At 48.6% G+C, this 14,849-nt stretch carries 9 protein-coding genes; 1 reads left to right on the top strand and 8 read right to left on the bottom strand.

Annotated features, from left to right (window positions below; genetic code table 11):
* Positions 1-14: 14 nt before the first annotated feature.
* The 7 genes from N2K84_RS04005 to N2K84_RS03975 all read right to left on the bottom strand — a co-directional run bounded on the left by N2K84_RS04005 (position 15) and on the right by N2K84_RS03975 (position 13,523).
* Positions 15-3,161: a DUF6298 domain-containing protein gene (locus N2K84_RS04005; RefSeq protein ID WP_282590489.1), complete on the bottom strand. Its 3,147-nt coding sequence runs from the start codon at positions 3,159-3,161 to the stop codon at positions 15-17.
* Positions 3,162-3,314: 153 nt separating this feature from the next.
* The gene (locus N2K84_RS04000) at positions 3,315-4,931 is read right to left on the bottom strand and encodes a pectate lyase (protein ID WP_282590488.1); all 1,617 of its coding nucleotides are present in this window, start codon (positions 4,929-4,931) and stop codon (positions 3,315-3,317) included.
* A 44-nt stretch (positions 4,932-4,975) separates the two neighbouring features.
* Positions 4,976-5,668, bottom strand: coding sequence for a LamG domain-containing protein (locus N2K84_RS03995; protein WP_282590487.1), 693 nt, complete (start codon positions 5,666-5,668; stop codon positions 4,976-4,978).
* Positions 5,669-5,838: 170 nt separating this feature from the next.
* Positions 5,839-7,902: a RagB/SusD family nutrient uptake outer membrane protein gene (locus N2K84_RS03990; RefSeq protein ID WP_282590486.1), complete on the bottom strand. Its 2,064-nt coding sequence runs from the start codon at positions 7,900-7,902 to the stop codon at positions 5,839-5,841.
* A gap of 35 nt (positions 7,903-7,937) precedes the next feature.
* Positions 7,938-11,522 carry a SusC/RagA family TonB-linked outer membrane protein gene (locus N2K84_RS03985; protein WP_282590485.1) on the bottom strand — a complete coding sequence of 1,195 codons (3,585 nt, stop codon included), beginning with the start codon at positions 11,520-11,522 and terminating at the stop codon, positions 7,938-7,940.
* Between the two features lie 141 nt (positions 11,523-11,663).
* Positions 11,664-12,857: a FecR family protein gene (locus N2K84_RS03980; RefSeq protein ID WP_282590484.1), complete on the bottom strand. Its 1,194-nt coding sequence runs from the start codon at positions 12,855-12,857 to the stop codon at positions 11,664-11,666.
* Positions 12,858-12,908: 51 nt separating this feature from the next.
* Entirely contained in the window at positions 12,909-13,523 is a 615-nt protein-coding gene (locus N2K84_RS03975) for an RNA polymerase sigma factor (protein ID WP_282590483.1), read from the bottom strand.
* A gap of 153 nt (positions 13,524-13,676) precedes the next feature.
* Between N2K84_RS03975 and N2K84_RS03970 the strand changes: the two genes are divergently transcribed.
* The gene (locus N2K84_RS03970) at positions 13,677-14,096 is read left to right on the top strand and encodes a hypothetical protein (protein WP_282590482.1); all 420 of its coding nucleotides are present in this window, start codon (positions 13,677-13,679) and stop codon (positions 14,094-14,096) included.
* On the opposite strand, the gene N2K84_RS03965 is transcribed toward N2K84_RS03970, so the two are convergent.
* Positions 14,093-14,752 carry a YkgJ family cysteine cluster protein gene (locus N2K84_RS03965; RefSeq protein WP_282590481.1) on the bottom strand — a complete coding sequence of 220 codons (660 nt, stop codon included), beginning with the start codon at positions 14,750-14,752 and terminating at the stop codon, positions 14,093-14,095. The genes N2K84_RS03970 and N2K84_RS03965 overlap by 4 nt on opposite strands.
* Positions 14,753-14,849 lie beyond the last annotated feature (97 nt).

The following is a 14,849-nucleotide window of genomic DNA, read 5'->3' as shown; positions in this document are numbered from 1 at the left end:
GATGTTATTTGGTTTTACAGATGCAGCCAGGCAACAGCCGGGCCCTCAAAAGGAGCGGTAGCAACTGTGGTTTTTCCGGTTACGGTGCTGCTGGTGTGTATGATCTCTCCGGTTGAGGGATGTATCCAGTTGAGCTGGTAGTTTTTGTTGTCGCCCGTCAGTTCAATTTTTACAGAAGATGTTTGGCTGAAAATAATGTACCCGGTACCTTTTGTCCCAAGCAGGTACTGTTTCTGATCTGCTTTTCCTTGGGTGTAACTTTTCATTGCCGCGGCATCGCGATAAAACTTTTCATCGCCGATCGGCGGTAGCGGGGACAGGGAACCACCTGCCATGAATGAAGCCCAGTTGGCCAGCGGATCCCCCCGGCGCGAATAAACTACGGCCTTTTCGGGGAAACGTTGCCTGTATTCGCTCACAGCACGGAAAATCTGGTCGAAAGAGGTTTCGCCTACCTCGTAGATCCGGGCATATTGACGGCCGGCCAGGCTTACTCCTCCCGGCGGGGCGTACAAGCTGCCATCTTTTCGGTATTGCCATTGGATGATATCCAGCACATCCACGCAGGCTGAGCGTTTGGGATCGGCCAGAATGGCGTCCTGCACATCTTTTGTCCCCGGTAGCATGACCAACACGTTTTGCTCGTTTTCTTTTTCCCATTCAGCGATCACATCCAGCCAGAATGCCACAAAATGGACCGGGCCGGTATATTCAGCTCCCAGATGATGGATGATGTTGCGGTTGTTTTTATAGTTGTCCAGGCTTTTTCGGATGTATGCGCGGTGAAACTGCTTGCGCACGGTGTGGGTGGTGTCGTAAAACTCCTCGGCCATATATACCCGCTTGTCGCCTGCATAGTGCGTATTTTCAGCAAAACCCAGATTATTGATGTTGTTGGCAGAGCGCCAGGGATAGTCGGCCCAGTGGGCGCCTTCCTCAATGATGTTGTGTTGCAGGTAATGTTCCTGCCAAAACACCAGCTCGTTTCGATCGGCGAGTTCGGCAAACTGTTGCAGGCGACTCCAGTACCAGGGGTTCCATTGGGTGAGGTCGTATTTGCTGAGGCGGTCAAAGGCTTCTCCTTGTCCGCTGCGGCTGAACGGCTGCTCATAAAACGGCGCCCACACATCGGCATCGGCACGGCGTGTGCGTGCATGGTCGTCGCGACGCCGTTCGTACCATAGCGCCGGGAAGTTCTGCATCACAGTGATCTTGTTTTGCAGCATGTCGGCCACCAGCGTATCCAGATCATCGGTCAGTCCGCGACCGGTACGGCCAGGAACAAAACGTACCAGGTTGGGAGTTGGCCGTGCCAGCTGCGAGGGGCGGGTGGAGCCTCGCCACATGGAGGTACGGTTTCGTCTGCCGGGGATTAACTGGTCGCCCAGCATCAGCCTCCCGTTTTGCAGGGAGAGGGCCGGACCCTTTTCTGGTTTTTGGCTGACTACCGGTCGGTCGGTCTCTTGCAGCATCTTGGCTCCTGAAACATCTGAGAGGATTGGGTATTGCTCGATCATTCGGTCAATCCATTCATCCATGATCAGGTCGGGATACTTTGACCTGGCGCTAAATTGGGCCGTCATTTCAGGCGTTGGAGCGGTGGTTTCATTCGATCGGTACACCAGTATCTTTTCTGATTCTGCTGATTTTTTATCGGTTCGCGCTTCCAGCTGGGTGTAGAAAAAACTTTCGGGTTCAATGAAGGTGTGTTCCAGTTCGTGATGACCGCTGCCGTAGCCTTGCGCCCAGCTTCCGAAAGCCCAGTTTTGTGCTCCCGGCGGAGCATCGAGCCGGATCTGGGCAGCCCGCCCCTGCCAGCAAAGGGAGTTGGCAGCGCTCCAGCCGCCACCTTGCCCGTCCACATCTCGAAAGGCCAGGCTGATGTTGCCGCCATCCACCGTCATTTTATCAAACAGCACGCCGTTGGCCCAGCCGCCCACTGCTCCGCTGAAGTGGTAGGGGAGGCAGGAATAACATTGCACAAAAGCATTTGGCCCCGGCGTGGAAAAGCCAACAGAAAAGGCATGGTAGCCATATTCGGCATAGCAACGTTGAAAGAGCACCTGCTGACCGAGGGTTTGGAAGGAGTAGCGGCGGTGGTTCCCGATTTCGCCCACCGGATGCAGCGATTTGCAATCTTCGACGGTAATGCGTTTGGCGGTCTCCCAAACGGCCACAGCCGAGCTGACAAAGTTTTCGGCAACCACCCGGCGCACCCATGAGTCGCAGGCATTTTCGAGGGTGATGGCCATCCAACGATGGTTTTCGTCTTTTTCATTGGAAGAATCAAAGGTGGATACACAGCGCAGGTTTTCCACGCCCACTTGGCTGATTCTCCCGTCCCAAACATATTTGGCAACTGACCCGCCACCAAAATCGGGATCAAGCGAATTGGTCAGCGGGGCATCCAGGGTAATGGAGCTTGACGAAACGGCCACCACGGTGCGGTCCCAGTTCAGGTCGAAATCGCCCGGTTCCCATTTGGTGAGTTGGTAGTCCACATAGATGCCGATTTTATCGGCCCCGATACGTTCGATCCATTCCTGGGTGGAGGGGCGGTTAACGATCACCCGGTCGCCCACGTTGAATGTATGTTCAGTATCGAAGGTCATTTCGGTGCTGTTTACCGGAAAATACCGGTTGGCCAGTCGGACGGGCGGTTCTGTTTTGCGGTCATTCTGTCCGGCCACGCGAATCAGAGAGGCTCGGTCGGTGCCTGTAGCCAACAATGTCGTGCCCTCGTTTCCGCAGCCACTTCCCCGCAACACAACCCCGGAAGAAGCGATGAGCAAACTTCCGCTGAGTTGGTAGGTGCCTTTTTCGAGCAGCACGCTCCCCCGAAATCCTCGTTCGTTTAGGGGCAGACCCGACACGTAATCGATAGCTGCCTGAATGTCGGCAGTGGCATCACCTACTACATGCGGAACAATCACTTTCACCGGCACTTCCGGGATCGGGAATTCGGAAGCCCGGTAGCCGCAATACGAATAATCGGGCACGCGGTCGCCGTTAGCTTCTATACGATATTCCAATTTTTTGTCCTCATTGATGTGTACCGGCGACTTTGTGGTGGTTTTGAAATGCGCCAGGGCCATGCCCTGAATAGTACACAACAACATCAGGAGGATGAATTTTAAATATTGAAATCGTTTACATTTCATTCGTATATATTGTTTTTGATTTATTAAACGTCGGCACGTACACATGGAATAGCCATTTATATATTTCCGGTTTGTATGAGCATTTACTCTTATGGCTATTTCATCTTATGCTTTTTATTGTTTCTCTAAATTTTCAGAAGTAAATGAAAGCGATCAGCGGGAACCATATTCTGCTGCTTGCTCAGCTTTATTCTCTTTGAGATAATTAATCAGCAGGTGCATATTCCGGATGTATTCACCCGTAGAGATGTATTCCTGGTCGGTGGTGTCGCGGTAGGGCGAAGTATCGGTTTCGTCGCCCACATTTTCCGAGGTGAACTGGTCTGTCAGCTCCTGATTTTTCCCGTCGCCACAATATGGATGGCTGATCATGGCGTGTTTGGCCAGCCAGCGATTTTCCTGGTCGAGGGAACTGATAATTTCCCGGACCATTTCCTCGGTGGCGGGGAAGTTGAATTTGAACCGATTCAGATCATAAAATTTTTGAGGCGTTTCTGGGTGCTCAAACTTTCCGGGCTTGATGGGAGAATCTTGAGTTGCTTCTTCCAGGGAAAGTGCAGCTACCCGTTCGTATTCTTCTTTCAACTCCTGTAAGGGTACCCGGCACTTTCCGTAGTAATGCGAAAGCAGGTGCTGGTCATCGTCGTCGGTGAAATAATAGCCGTAAGCCGAGTTCGATCCTTTTCGATGGACATACACCGGCTTGTTGGTTTTGGCATCTACAAAGGTGGGGTGGGTGCGTTCGCCTTCCACTTGATCGGGCGAAAGCGCAGTTTCTTCGAGCCAGCGAATGGCATCGGGCACCCGGGACAGAAAACGCTTGTCGCCGGTGTACTGATAAAACCGAAGCAGCAAACGGGCATTTTCGCAGGTAGTGCCGGGCAGAAAAGCTGCCGGTTCGTAGGTACGGGCGCTGGCGGCCTCCAGGTCCATATTCAGTTGTTGGCCCCAGGCTCCGCAGCCGTCCTGCGACAACAAATAGAAATTCATCCCCCGTTTGATGGGATCGAGAAAACGTTCCTGTCCCAAGGTCAGGTAACATTGAATGAGAAAGTTGATATTTTCCCAGGTCACATCGTCGTTAAACGTGTAGAAGGAGGAATAATCCGGATTACCATTTTTGCCGAAATCGTAGCGCAGCGGGTAGCGTTGCGGCCATCCTCCCAACGGATACTGGCTTTCGAGGATGAAGTTGATGGCCCTATCGAGTGCGGGTTTGTAGGCCGGGTCCATCTTTTCGAGGTACATGCGCAGCAGAAAACGGGCAGCGTCGGAGGTGATGTCGTCGTCGAAGGTGGAGTTGCCGTAGTAATGCTGAAATTCTTCGAGCCGCCAGCCGTTCTTGCCAATGGTGTTGTACCACTCTTTCAGCGAGCGGTCGCCGGCAAAGTCGACCATGTAGTTCCAGCCGCCTTCGTGGCTTTGGCCCCAGATGATGGCCGCCGCAGCTTTTTGCGCAGCTAGGTAGTAGTAGTCATTTCCGGTAGCGTGGTAGGCTTCCAGAAACAGGTGCCCCATGCTGATGGTCCCCGGATGTTGCAGCCAAATCATGGTTTTGTAGGCTTCCATTTCGCCCCATTGGCGCGAAAAATCAGGAAGGTAATACCATAAATAGCCGCCGTGTGTGCTGACTGTTTCAACCATAAACCGGGTAGCCCGGAGCATGGTTTCTTCTATTTCGCGGGTGATGTCATTTTTAGGGGCTGATATGCATAAGAATGATGCGAAGGTAATGAGGATAAAAAGAAGGCAGATTTTAATTCGTTTCATCTTGGTTTGTTTGATTGGTTTGTTCTCGGGTAGAAAGGTTTGTTTTACAGGTTCATGAAATCTTCGGGTTTTAGTGCCTGTGGACTAATTTTTACCTGATAAATGGCGCCTTTAAACCAGGACCGTTTATCCAGCCGGACCCCGAAAGAGGTTTGTCCGGTGTTGATCGGACTGCTATTGACCGAGCCTTCCAGTTCTTTTTCCTTGTTGATGTAGGTTCTCAGGCGGCCGTTATCCACCACAAAGGCGGCATGGTACCATTGGTCGAGCGGGTGGAGTAGGGTGGAGTCGATCAGCGCCACCTTTTCGGTCCCGCTTTGCAGGTAGGCATCAAAGTACCAATGGGTAGCCGTGCTGCGTGTTTCCAGCAGGACGCGGTCGGCATTTGCCTCGCCGCAGTGAAAAAAGCGTTGTTCGAAATTGCCGTGGCTTTCCGGTCGGAAAATGACTTCGATGGTAAATTGAGTCAGCCCTTTCAACGGCATTTCATCCAGAAAAATACCGTCATCCTGGCCATCGAAAGCAATGGCGGGGCCATATGGACTTTCCACTACCAGAGGGACGCCGCTCACGGAAACTTTCTCGGTTGTCGATCCCATCAGGTCGATGAGGTTCCACGATACAGCCTCGGGGCTGCCGGACTCGGTACTCGCTTTCTTGTTGATGTTACTGCAGGAATAAAAACTGATTAGGGCGATAACCATTAAGGGCAAGAATAGCTTCATAGTGGTTTTCATACGTAGGTTTTTTAGTATAAAATAGTAGGCATTTCTGAACCGGTTTGTTTGAATAGCAAAGAAAAGGCCATCCAGGTGGACGGCCTCTTTTTAATCTTTAAAACTGTAACTAATTTTTGAAAATTTTCAAGCTGTTTATACAGCTATATGTCAATAATCAAAAAATGTTTTTACTGATTCGGCAATCCGTAGCCATTCTTCACCTTACCCTTCGATTGGTCAATTACTGTCAGGGGCATCGCGTGAAAGTAACGAGGCGCGCTCGTTTCACGTCCGACTACACCGTCCAGAATGGCAGCATCCAACATCGCTTTCGCATTTGGGTCACTCCATACCCTGATACCCCAATTTACTTTTGTATATCCATCAGCTTCAAGGGCAGCAGCTTCTGCTCCGTTAGGATCAATGTAATTGTACAAGCCTTGAATAGCCAGGTTTTTGGCTGGGTATGCCGCATGAGCTTCTGCTCCCCATTCGTAAATGCCGCGCCAACCCGGGTATAATGCCGGATCATTTTCGTCGGGACTTTGTGTCACTACAGCGGTGCTACTTCCACTTACTTGAACGTATTTGGTCCAAACATAATTGGAAATGGTTCTGCCGCTTGGGAATGTGTAGTACCCGTTAGCTTCAAGGCCTGAAATCATAGCTGCCATTTCCTGGCGAACCGCAATGGCTCTCTCGTTGAACTTGCCTGAACGGATCATGTCCCAACGAATATCTCCTTCGCCCAATAATTCCAATTTGCGTTCATTGTAAATGGCATCCAATAATGCCTCGCCTGTGAGACCAGCAATGTTATGGCTTGCATCTCCAAAAGCCCGTTCGCGAATATCGTTTACCAATGCAACCGCACCGGCATCATCTGTTCCCAGGATTGCTTTGGCCTCAGCAAGCATCAGCATCGCATCAGCCATTCTCAACAATACGTAGTTGATGCCTGTAGCACGGAATGAAACATTCGGGTAGTCTGGTTCATCTCCTCTGTTTTTGTCCCATTTGTTAGTGGCCGGGCCGCCACCGCCGATACGGGTACCTACACCGAGCGGAACCAACGCTTCCCTTCCGGTTGCCGCGTCGCTTCCGGTTACCACCATACTTGCATCACGACGTTTGTCGCCGGGTTCGTAAGCATTGTAGAAAAAAGAAGGAATAATACGGATAGCCGCAAAGGTATTCAGGTAAGCCAAATTATTATGTCTGGCGCCTGCACGTCCCTGACTATATCCCATTTCAGCATTTCCCGTTCCGGGAACAGTACCAATTTCAAAAATCGATTCGGGACTGATGCGTCTGGAGTTGATTTCTTGCCAAACCTTTTGGAATGGATTGTTGGCTGCTCGGCTGTCTGATGTAACCAACGTTGCTGTTCCTTTGTGGGTATTCACAGCTGCGTTCAGATATTGTTCAGCTGTCCGGATATAATCCAAATAATCCGAACGTCGGGCATAAACGCAAGTCCCGTCGTTGGAACCCTTTTCCTCAAATTGCACAGCGCCGTACAAACCGGATTCATCGGTACGAATGGTTTGCCATGAACCTGCGTGAAGTGCAATTTCTCCAATTAGGGCATTGGCATACGTGCGGCTAATTCGTTCAGACGTAAGGCCACCTTCCCCTAATACATACATTTTGCTTTCAACGGCCTTGAGTTCGTTAATTATGGTATCCATAATCGCGAACCGTGATGTCAACTCATATTCTTCCACAATCTTGTTATCATAGCCAAAAGGGACATCGCCGAAGTGGCGCACCAGTTCCCAGGCACAATGTGCCCATAAAGTTTTAGCTTCTCCGTAAACTTGTGTCCAGGCGGTAGGCGCGTTACCTTCTGCGTCGGCCTGATATCCTGCCTGTTGTGATATTAAGTCGGCAATACGGGCCGTGCGTGCCACAACAACGTTCAAACTATTATACAGTCCCGCTGCGTTGTTAATAGCAGTTGCACCGGGTTGTAACCGGGCAATCACATTGTTTGCCGTTGGAAATTCGCTCATATATTCTGCATCCGATCCCAGAGGATCTTGCCAGTTGTAGTTTCCGCCGTGTACCGCATTTTGGCGATATTCAGCATAAGCCCACGATAGGGTTTTGAAGGCTTCATCAGGACTTGACATCACAAAGTCATCGTCGGATTGTCCTGCATTCGATACATCCAAATAGTCACTACTGCACCCCGTAAACATGAACGGCAATAGCGCTAAGCATATATATAGAACTATATTTTTCATCATCGTTATTCTTTAAAATTATTATCCAATTACACAATTTAGAAAGTTACATTTAATCCCAATACAAACTGACGGGCGCGGGGATAGGTTCCCCAGTCGAGTCCGGGAGTCGGATATCGGGCGTTGTTCATGTTGTCATTCGTATTTACCTCAGGGTCAAGTCCTGAATAACCGGACAGGGTAAATACATTGTAGATAGAGCCATATATACGGAGGTTATTTGCTTTAATTTTACTTTGCAATTGTTTGGGTAGCGTATAGCCTAAGGTCAGCGTATTGAGACGAAGGTATGAACCATCTTCAATACCGATGTCGGAAACATAGCCCTGTTGCAGATAGGTGGACGGCAAGCTTGCATTAGCGTTGGCCGCATTCAGTTGTTCAGGAGTTGTAAATTCTACAAGATTCCCATTCTGAATACCAAATAATGTATAAGAGTCATTCACGATATCCAATTTATTGCCATACAGACCACCACCTTTGTTACCGTTATAAAGCGATGCCAATTTATTGGCATTATAGATGTCGTTGCCATAGCTCCAGTTAAAGTTCATCCCAAGGTCGAATTGCTTATAAGTAACGTTGATGTTGAAACCACCCGTATGCGTAGGTGCCATGTTGCCGATTTCCACATAGTCTTTCACATCGATCACACCGTCTTCGAATGCATCGACAAATTTAGGCAAGCCCGGATAGGCCTGTTGACCTGCCGGGACCAAGCCTCCCTGGTAGGCGACAAATGCACTTGACAGGTCGGCAATACCATCTTTTAACGTGTACATTCCGGTTGCAGTGTCGAAGTTGAAATCGTCCGGAGTATAAAATCCTTTACCATCCATTTGGTAGCCCATAACGATACCAACGGGTTTACCTTTCTGCAGCGCATAGTCGGAATTCGGAATTCCCGATTGCAGGAATTGCGTTCCGTAAGCACTTTGAAGTCCTTCTGCAAGCTCGTCGATATTATTTTTGTTAAAGTTGATGTTAGCGCCTCCGGAAATATTCCAGTCCTGGTTTTTAAATAGCACGCCGTTAACAGAGATTTCAACACCCTTATTGCTGGTTTGTCCAATATTGGCGTAGCTGGTTGTAAATCCGGTGATCGAGGGGATGTCGGTCAGCATCAACAAATCTTTTGTCGTATTCTTGTAAACTTCAATAGAACCCCACAAACGATTGTTATAGAGCGTAAAGTCAAGACCGATATTACGTGTAATGGTGGTTTCCCATTTTAAATCGCGGTTTGCAAATTGACTGGAAGCCAGGTCATAAGAAGGCTGATGCAAATTATCTAAGCCCATTTGCCAGCGTGGCTCGGTTTCGGCTGCCCACAATTGCGACCATTGATCGGCACTGATGGCATCATTACCGACCTCACCGTAGGATACGCGAAGTTTCAGGTCATCGAGCCAGCTTCTCGTGTTTTCCATAAACGATTCCTGAGAAACCCGCCATGCAATAGAACCAGCAGGGAAGTACCCCCAACGATGCTCGGGAGAGAAGTTCGAAGAACCATCAGCACGGAAGGTGGCAGTAACCATGTATTTGTCTCGGAGCGAGTAGTTTGCCCGACCGAAATAAGATTGAATACGGCTTGGCGTAGAAACTCCCGAAGTAATTACGAGGTCTGACCCGTATTGCGAGATGCTGGCAAAAGCATTATCCCGGGTAAAATTGTTTGGAAACTTTCTGCCGGAGATACGCATGTTCTCGCCGCCCGAATCTGTTATTTCCTGACCGACCAACGCATTGATCCGGTGAATCTGGTTCAGCGTTATTTCATAACCCAGTGTATTGGTCCAGCGTACGCTCCAGCTGTCCTGTTTCCTGTAATCTGCATCGCCTGCATAGATGAAGGTTCCATCAGCATTCAGATAGCTTTCTTCGTTACCGCTGGCAGGTGTCGGACCTCTCCAGTTTTTAGTTGTTGTATAATCCCGCACCAGGGTCAATTCTGTGCGAGCATTCAATCCTTTTATAATTTCCCAGTTCAATCCGGCTGTACTACGAAGTGACTGCCTTAAGGTCAGGTTTTCCCGGTCTTTGATCACGTTGACAGGATTGTACATGTCGTCCATGACAAAATTCTCTTCGCCCAAAGAGGAATCATCAAAAATAGCCAGATCGCCTTTTATATCTTCCATCGCGATCGGACGGAAACGGTAGGATCCGGAGAGAGCTGAACCGTAACCGCTGGTTGTACCTTCATTACCCATGGTTTCCCGGTCGGTATAGCGCAAGTCCAGATTAAATTTCAGTTTTTCACCTATTTTTTGATCCAGTTTGAGCGATGCCGTAGCTCTTTTAGCATAAGAGTTCAACTTCATACCATCTTCGTCCAGGTAGTTAACGGTGAAAATAACCTTTGTCTTGTTTGTACCGCCCGTAACGGTCAGGTCGTGATTGTGTGAGAATGAGCTGTTGTACACATCCTTTTGCAGATTGTACCGCGACACATTTTTGTAGGCATCAATACCGGCAGAATTACTGCCCGTGTGGGCTCCAATTCCCCATAATTGTTGAAACGGAGTGGTATAAGTTTGTCCGAAATAGACATCAAGAAGTCCCCATTTCTGTTCTAAGTAATCGTATGGGGAAAGAGCGTCAAGATAGCCGGTTGGGGTATTGAACTTGGCATAACCGCTATAACTCACCGTAACGTCGCCTTCTTTACCCCGCTTGGTGGTAACAAGGATAACGCCGTTTGCTCCACGCGCACCGAAAATAGCAGTAGAGGAAGCATCTTTCAGTACGTCAATGTTTTCGACCATATCGGCAGGAATGTCGCTGATGTTGCCTGGTATTCCGTCAATTAAAATAAGCGGGTCGTTGCTTTGCGAGATGGAACCCCCGCCGCGTACGCGAATTGAAATCTCGGCATCAGGACGTCCGTCCTGAGAAGTTACATTCACCCCGGGAAGGCGTCCCTGGATTGCCTGTGCCACGTTGGAAACAGGGACGGCAGCGAGTTGCTCGCCGGAAACAGAAGCAACTGATCCGGTTACATCTTTTTTTCTCATGGTACCATAACCAATTGCGACTACTTCTTCCAGCCCAATGGTTTCTTCTTGCAGGGTAGCGTTGATTTGTGTACGTCCGCTAACCGGAATTTCCACCAGTTTCATCCCAACAAATGAGAATTGCAGGGTGGCATCGGCAGGTACGTTACCCAGGCTGTATTTCCCGTCGAAGTCGGTGATGGTTCCGTTGCTGGTGCCTTTCACCACCACAGTGGCCCCGGGAATCGGTTCGCCGTTTTCCCCACTTACCACACCCGTTACGGTAACGTTTTGCTGCATGGTTATTACCGTCCGGCTGCTATTGGCGTTGCCTTTTAAAATAATCTGCCGGTCTGTCACTTCATACGTAATACCCGCCTGTTCTGCGAATTGGTTCAAAATGTAATCCAACGATCCGCCTTCCGATTGAATCGTTACTTTTTGTCCTTTCTGAAATACTTCATCCTGATACAAAAAGAAAAAATCAGTTTCATCTTCAATGAATTGAATGAAGTCGCGAACCGGAACATCTTTGAGCTTCACATTCAGCGAAGTCATTTGGGAGTAGGAATTACCCCAGCTGGTTACGAAAACCAGGAACGAAAATAAAAACGTCAATTTCATTTTTCTTAGATTTAATCCATAATCCCTCCAAGCGGAAGGATCACCCATTCGTGATTTTTTCATAAGTTTGTCATGTTTTAATTATTATACAAGTAATTAACTGTGTTTGGCTGGTGGGTGCTCGCAACACCGGCCAGCCTTTTATTTAATGATATAGTTGTTTTCCTCTGTTTTTTGTATTTGTACGGTTGTGGTCGATGCTAATACGCGTAAAACGTCATCCTGGTTTTGCCGCAGGGCCAGCTTACCGGTAATTTTTTTCATTTCGAGCGATGGATTAGTGTAACTCACCTGAATGTCATAATAGCGTTCGAGCTTCTCCATCACCTTATGCAGCTCCACACTTTCGAAATTTAAAAAGCCATCGTGCCACGAGGTATAGTTTTCCACTTTCACTTGTTTCAAGTCGATATCAGCATTCTCTTTGTCGAAGCACAGAATATCATTGGGGTGCATGGTTTGCTTGTTTTTCAGTAGTTTAAACGAGTTTTCCGCCACATGGACTTTCCCCTCCACCAATACGACTTCGATTTTAGTATCCGAAGGATAAGCTGAAACGTTGAAGGTGGTGCCCACTGCTTCCACATGGATATCCGATGTTTTTACCAGAAAGGGGCGTTTGGGGTTGTGCCTGACTTCGAAGTAGCCTTCACCCACCAGGAATACTTCGCGGTTTTTCCCTTCAAACGCTTGCGGGAAAAGCAGGCGCGAGCCGGCGTTGATATAAGCTACTGTGCCGTCGGGCAAGGTAAGCGACGAGTTTTTGCCGTAAGGAACAATTAGTTGGTTGAGTCCGGCCTTGCTCAAATGGGACGGAACAGAAATCGTATCGGTGTGATTGATGATGATGGTCCCGTTTTCGCGGTATTGAATATTCGACTGTTTGTCGCGCAAAACAATGCTGTTCCCGTCTGACAGGATCAAGCGGGCATGGCGTCCGTTAAACACAGATACGTTGGCCATCTGGGCGCTTAGCTCGCGGAGGGTATCCTGGTATTTAACTTCCATGAAGCCAATGCCTGTAGCGAAAAACAGAACAGCGACAGCTGCATATTTTAGGGTATTTAAGGCGATCCGGCGCAGCTTGGGGGCTCTTCGCCCTTGGTTGATTTTGGTGTAAATGCCAGGTAACAGGGTGTTTAGTTCTTCTTGCTCAACCGGTTTGCCGCTTGACTTGAGTTGGGAAAGGACCAGCCTGGCAGCCTCAATCGCTTGACGCTCTTCAGGATGAGTTTTTAGGTAGTCGTCCCAATATTGTTGGGATTGTTCATCGGGTTCCCAAACCCAATGCACAAAACTTTTATTTTCGAAGTAGTTTAAATAGTTATCCATCATGAAGACCGTTACATAGCTATGGTCTCATTTTGGGAAAAGTATGGACAGTTTTTATTGACTTTTTTTAAGAAAAATTAACAGGAGGTTTGTAAGTGTCTTTTTGTCAATGATTTCGCGAAGTGTTTTTAATGCCCGGTATAGTTGTTTCCGGGCCGACTCCATGCTGATTCCCAATATGCGGGCAACCTCCGGGTAATCGAGCTCTTCTTCAAATTTCAGGTAAATAATTTCCTTTTGTCTGGGTGAAAGTCCGGCAATGGCTCGTTTGATCTTTTCCTGGATTTCTGCCGAAACCTCTTGTTCAACCAGCTGATCCTGGATGCTGTATTCGGTGGCAAATTCCAGTTCAGCCCCTTTGTCTTCCAGTAATTGAAACTGCCATTTTTTATTGCTGGCAATCTTTTTTAGCAGGTTGTTTTTTAAGGCGATAAACAGATACGCTTTAGGGTTTTTAATATTGATGCCCAGGCGGTCGCGTTTCAGATACAGATCCACGAAAACATCCTGAAGCGCATCGCCAACCAGTTCCCGGTCGATATTGAATTTCGATCCGTAAGCCATCATATTGCCGGCAACCTGCTGGTAAAGATTTGTAAACGAGCGGTCGTCGCCAGCTACAAAGGATTGCCAGTAGAAATCAATATGATATGAGCTTGCATGATCCATAAAACGAAAGATACATTTTTGTGCAAATATAGCAATCGGATTAATTCATGACGGGTTAGAAAAGGCGATTCTTGGTTTTTTTAGCTTTCTGTCGGGAAAACAGATTGGCAGATTGAGGGCTTTTTAATACATTTAAACACCAATAAAATTGTGATGGAACAGCGCGACTACCTTTTAAGACAGATCCAGGAAATGGGGTTATTTTTGGCCAAACTCATGCAACGGCTGCATAAGCGGGTGGAGCAGGACGAAGAAGACCAGCTGCTGGCCGAAGCGCGCGATGCTTTCTGTGTGCAATATGGTTGGGATTTGGAAGAGTTGCTGTTTCTGGACGATCGTAGCTTTATCGGGCTGATGGATGAAAGCTTGCTGGCCGACGAGCATTACGAAACGATGGCTTCGGTGTTTGAGTTGCTGGGCGATCATGCGCTGGAACACCAAACACTGCTCCGGAAAGAACTTTACCTGCATAAAGCCTTATTGCTGCTAACCTATGTGGAACGCAAAAGCCAAACCTTTTCGCTGTCCCGGCGCGACCGGATTGCCCGCTTGAATGTCAGGCTAAACGGTTAAAGATTGCTTCCCTGGGTCAGGATGGTCTCAAGGCCTTCTTCCAACCGGAATTCCGTAACCAAAATACCCGCTTCTTTTAAGGCCGCGATAAACCCTTCGTTAATCATTTTACCTGCTTGCAACGGAAAGTCAAACAACGCCGGAAAGTTATCCGGATGATCGGGGTGCTCGTAAAACTCGCGGCAGGTGGCCACATTCATCGATAAATAAATGCGGCAGGCCATAGGCCGGGCCTGGTAGGCCGAGCAGGCTCCGTCGATCAGCAGCGGGCACGGACTTTTATAGCTCAGTACTTCCTGCTCACTCATCGCTTTTGTGCGCCGGTTCTTCCCGCTTGCCCGTCGAATAATTTCCTCTTGTTCCGTGAGGCTGAAGTTTTTTTTCAGATAGTTGCCCAGGTAATGCACTTCGTAGGAGTTGGCGAAAACGGCCTGATGACAGCACCAGGCGCATCCTTTGTGGCAATCAACCGGTACCTGTTGCCTTTTGGCCATGGTCAGCAGCGAATCAATCAACGCATCAATGGCCTGGTACATGATGCCGATCTGCTCCAGAAAGACGGTTTCATGGTGGACTTCCTTCGCGGCTTTTTTGCCGAGTTGGTATCCGTCATGGTAAAACGCTTGCAATTGTTCGGGTAATTCGGTCGGGTTCATAGGGATTGATGTGAATTTCGTGGGCGCTAAGGTGTTGGTAGTGTTTGAAAAACAAGCTTTTGGTTGTCACTCGGGTTGTTGTATGCCGGTACACATT

The sequence above is a fragment of the Gaoshiqia sediminis genome (assembly GCF_025907915.1).
In the GTDB taxonomy this organism is placed as follows: Bacteria; Bacteroidota; Bacteroidia; order Bacteroidales; family Prolixibacteraceae; genus Gaoshiqia; species Gaoshiqia sediminis.
Note: the sequence above shows the minus strand (reverse complement) of the source record. Positions and strands in the feature narration are given on the sequence as shown.

Bases quoted from the DNA above. Each gene is read 5' to 3' on its own strand.
- N2K84_RS04005 (WP_282590489.1), bottom strand. From the start codon at position 3,161: ATGAAATGTAAACGATTTCAATATTTAAAATTCATCCTCCTGATGTTG.
- N2K84_RS03965 (WP_282590481.1), bottom strand. From the start codon at position 14,752: ATGAACCCGACCGAATTACCCGAACAATTGCAAGCGTTTTACCATGAC.
- N2K84_RS04000 (WP_282590488.1), bottom strand. From the start codon at position 4,931: ATGAAACGAATTAAAATCTGCCTTCTTTTTATCCTCATTACCTTCGCA.
- N2K84_RS03995 (WP_282590487.1), bottom strand. From the start codon at position 5,668: ATGAAAACCACTATGAAGCTATTCTTGCCCTTAATGGTTATCGCCCTA.
- N2K84_RS03985 (WP_282590485.1), bottom strand. From the start codon at position 11,522: ATGAAATTGACGTTTTTATTTTCGTTCCTGGTTTTCGTAACCAGCTGG.
- N2K84_RS03990 (WP_282590486.1), bottom strand. From the start codon at position 7,902: ATGATGAAAAATATAGTTCTATATATATGCTTAGCGCTATTGCCGTTC.
- N2K84_RS03980 (WP_282590484.1), bottom strand. From the start codon at position 12,857: ATGATGGATAACTATTTAAACTACTTCGAAAATAAAAGTTTTGTGCAT.
- N2K84_RS03975 (WP_282590483.1), bottom strand. From the start codon at position 13,523: ATGGATCATGCAAGCTCATATCATATTGATTTCTACTGGCAATCCTTT.
- N2K84_RS03970 (WP_282590482.1), top strand. From the start codon at position 13,677: ATGGAACAGCGCGACTACCTTTTAAGACAGATCCAGGAAATGGGGTTA.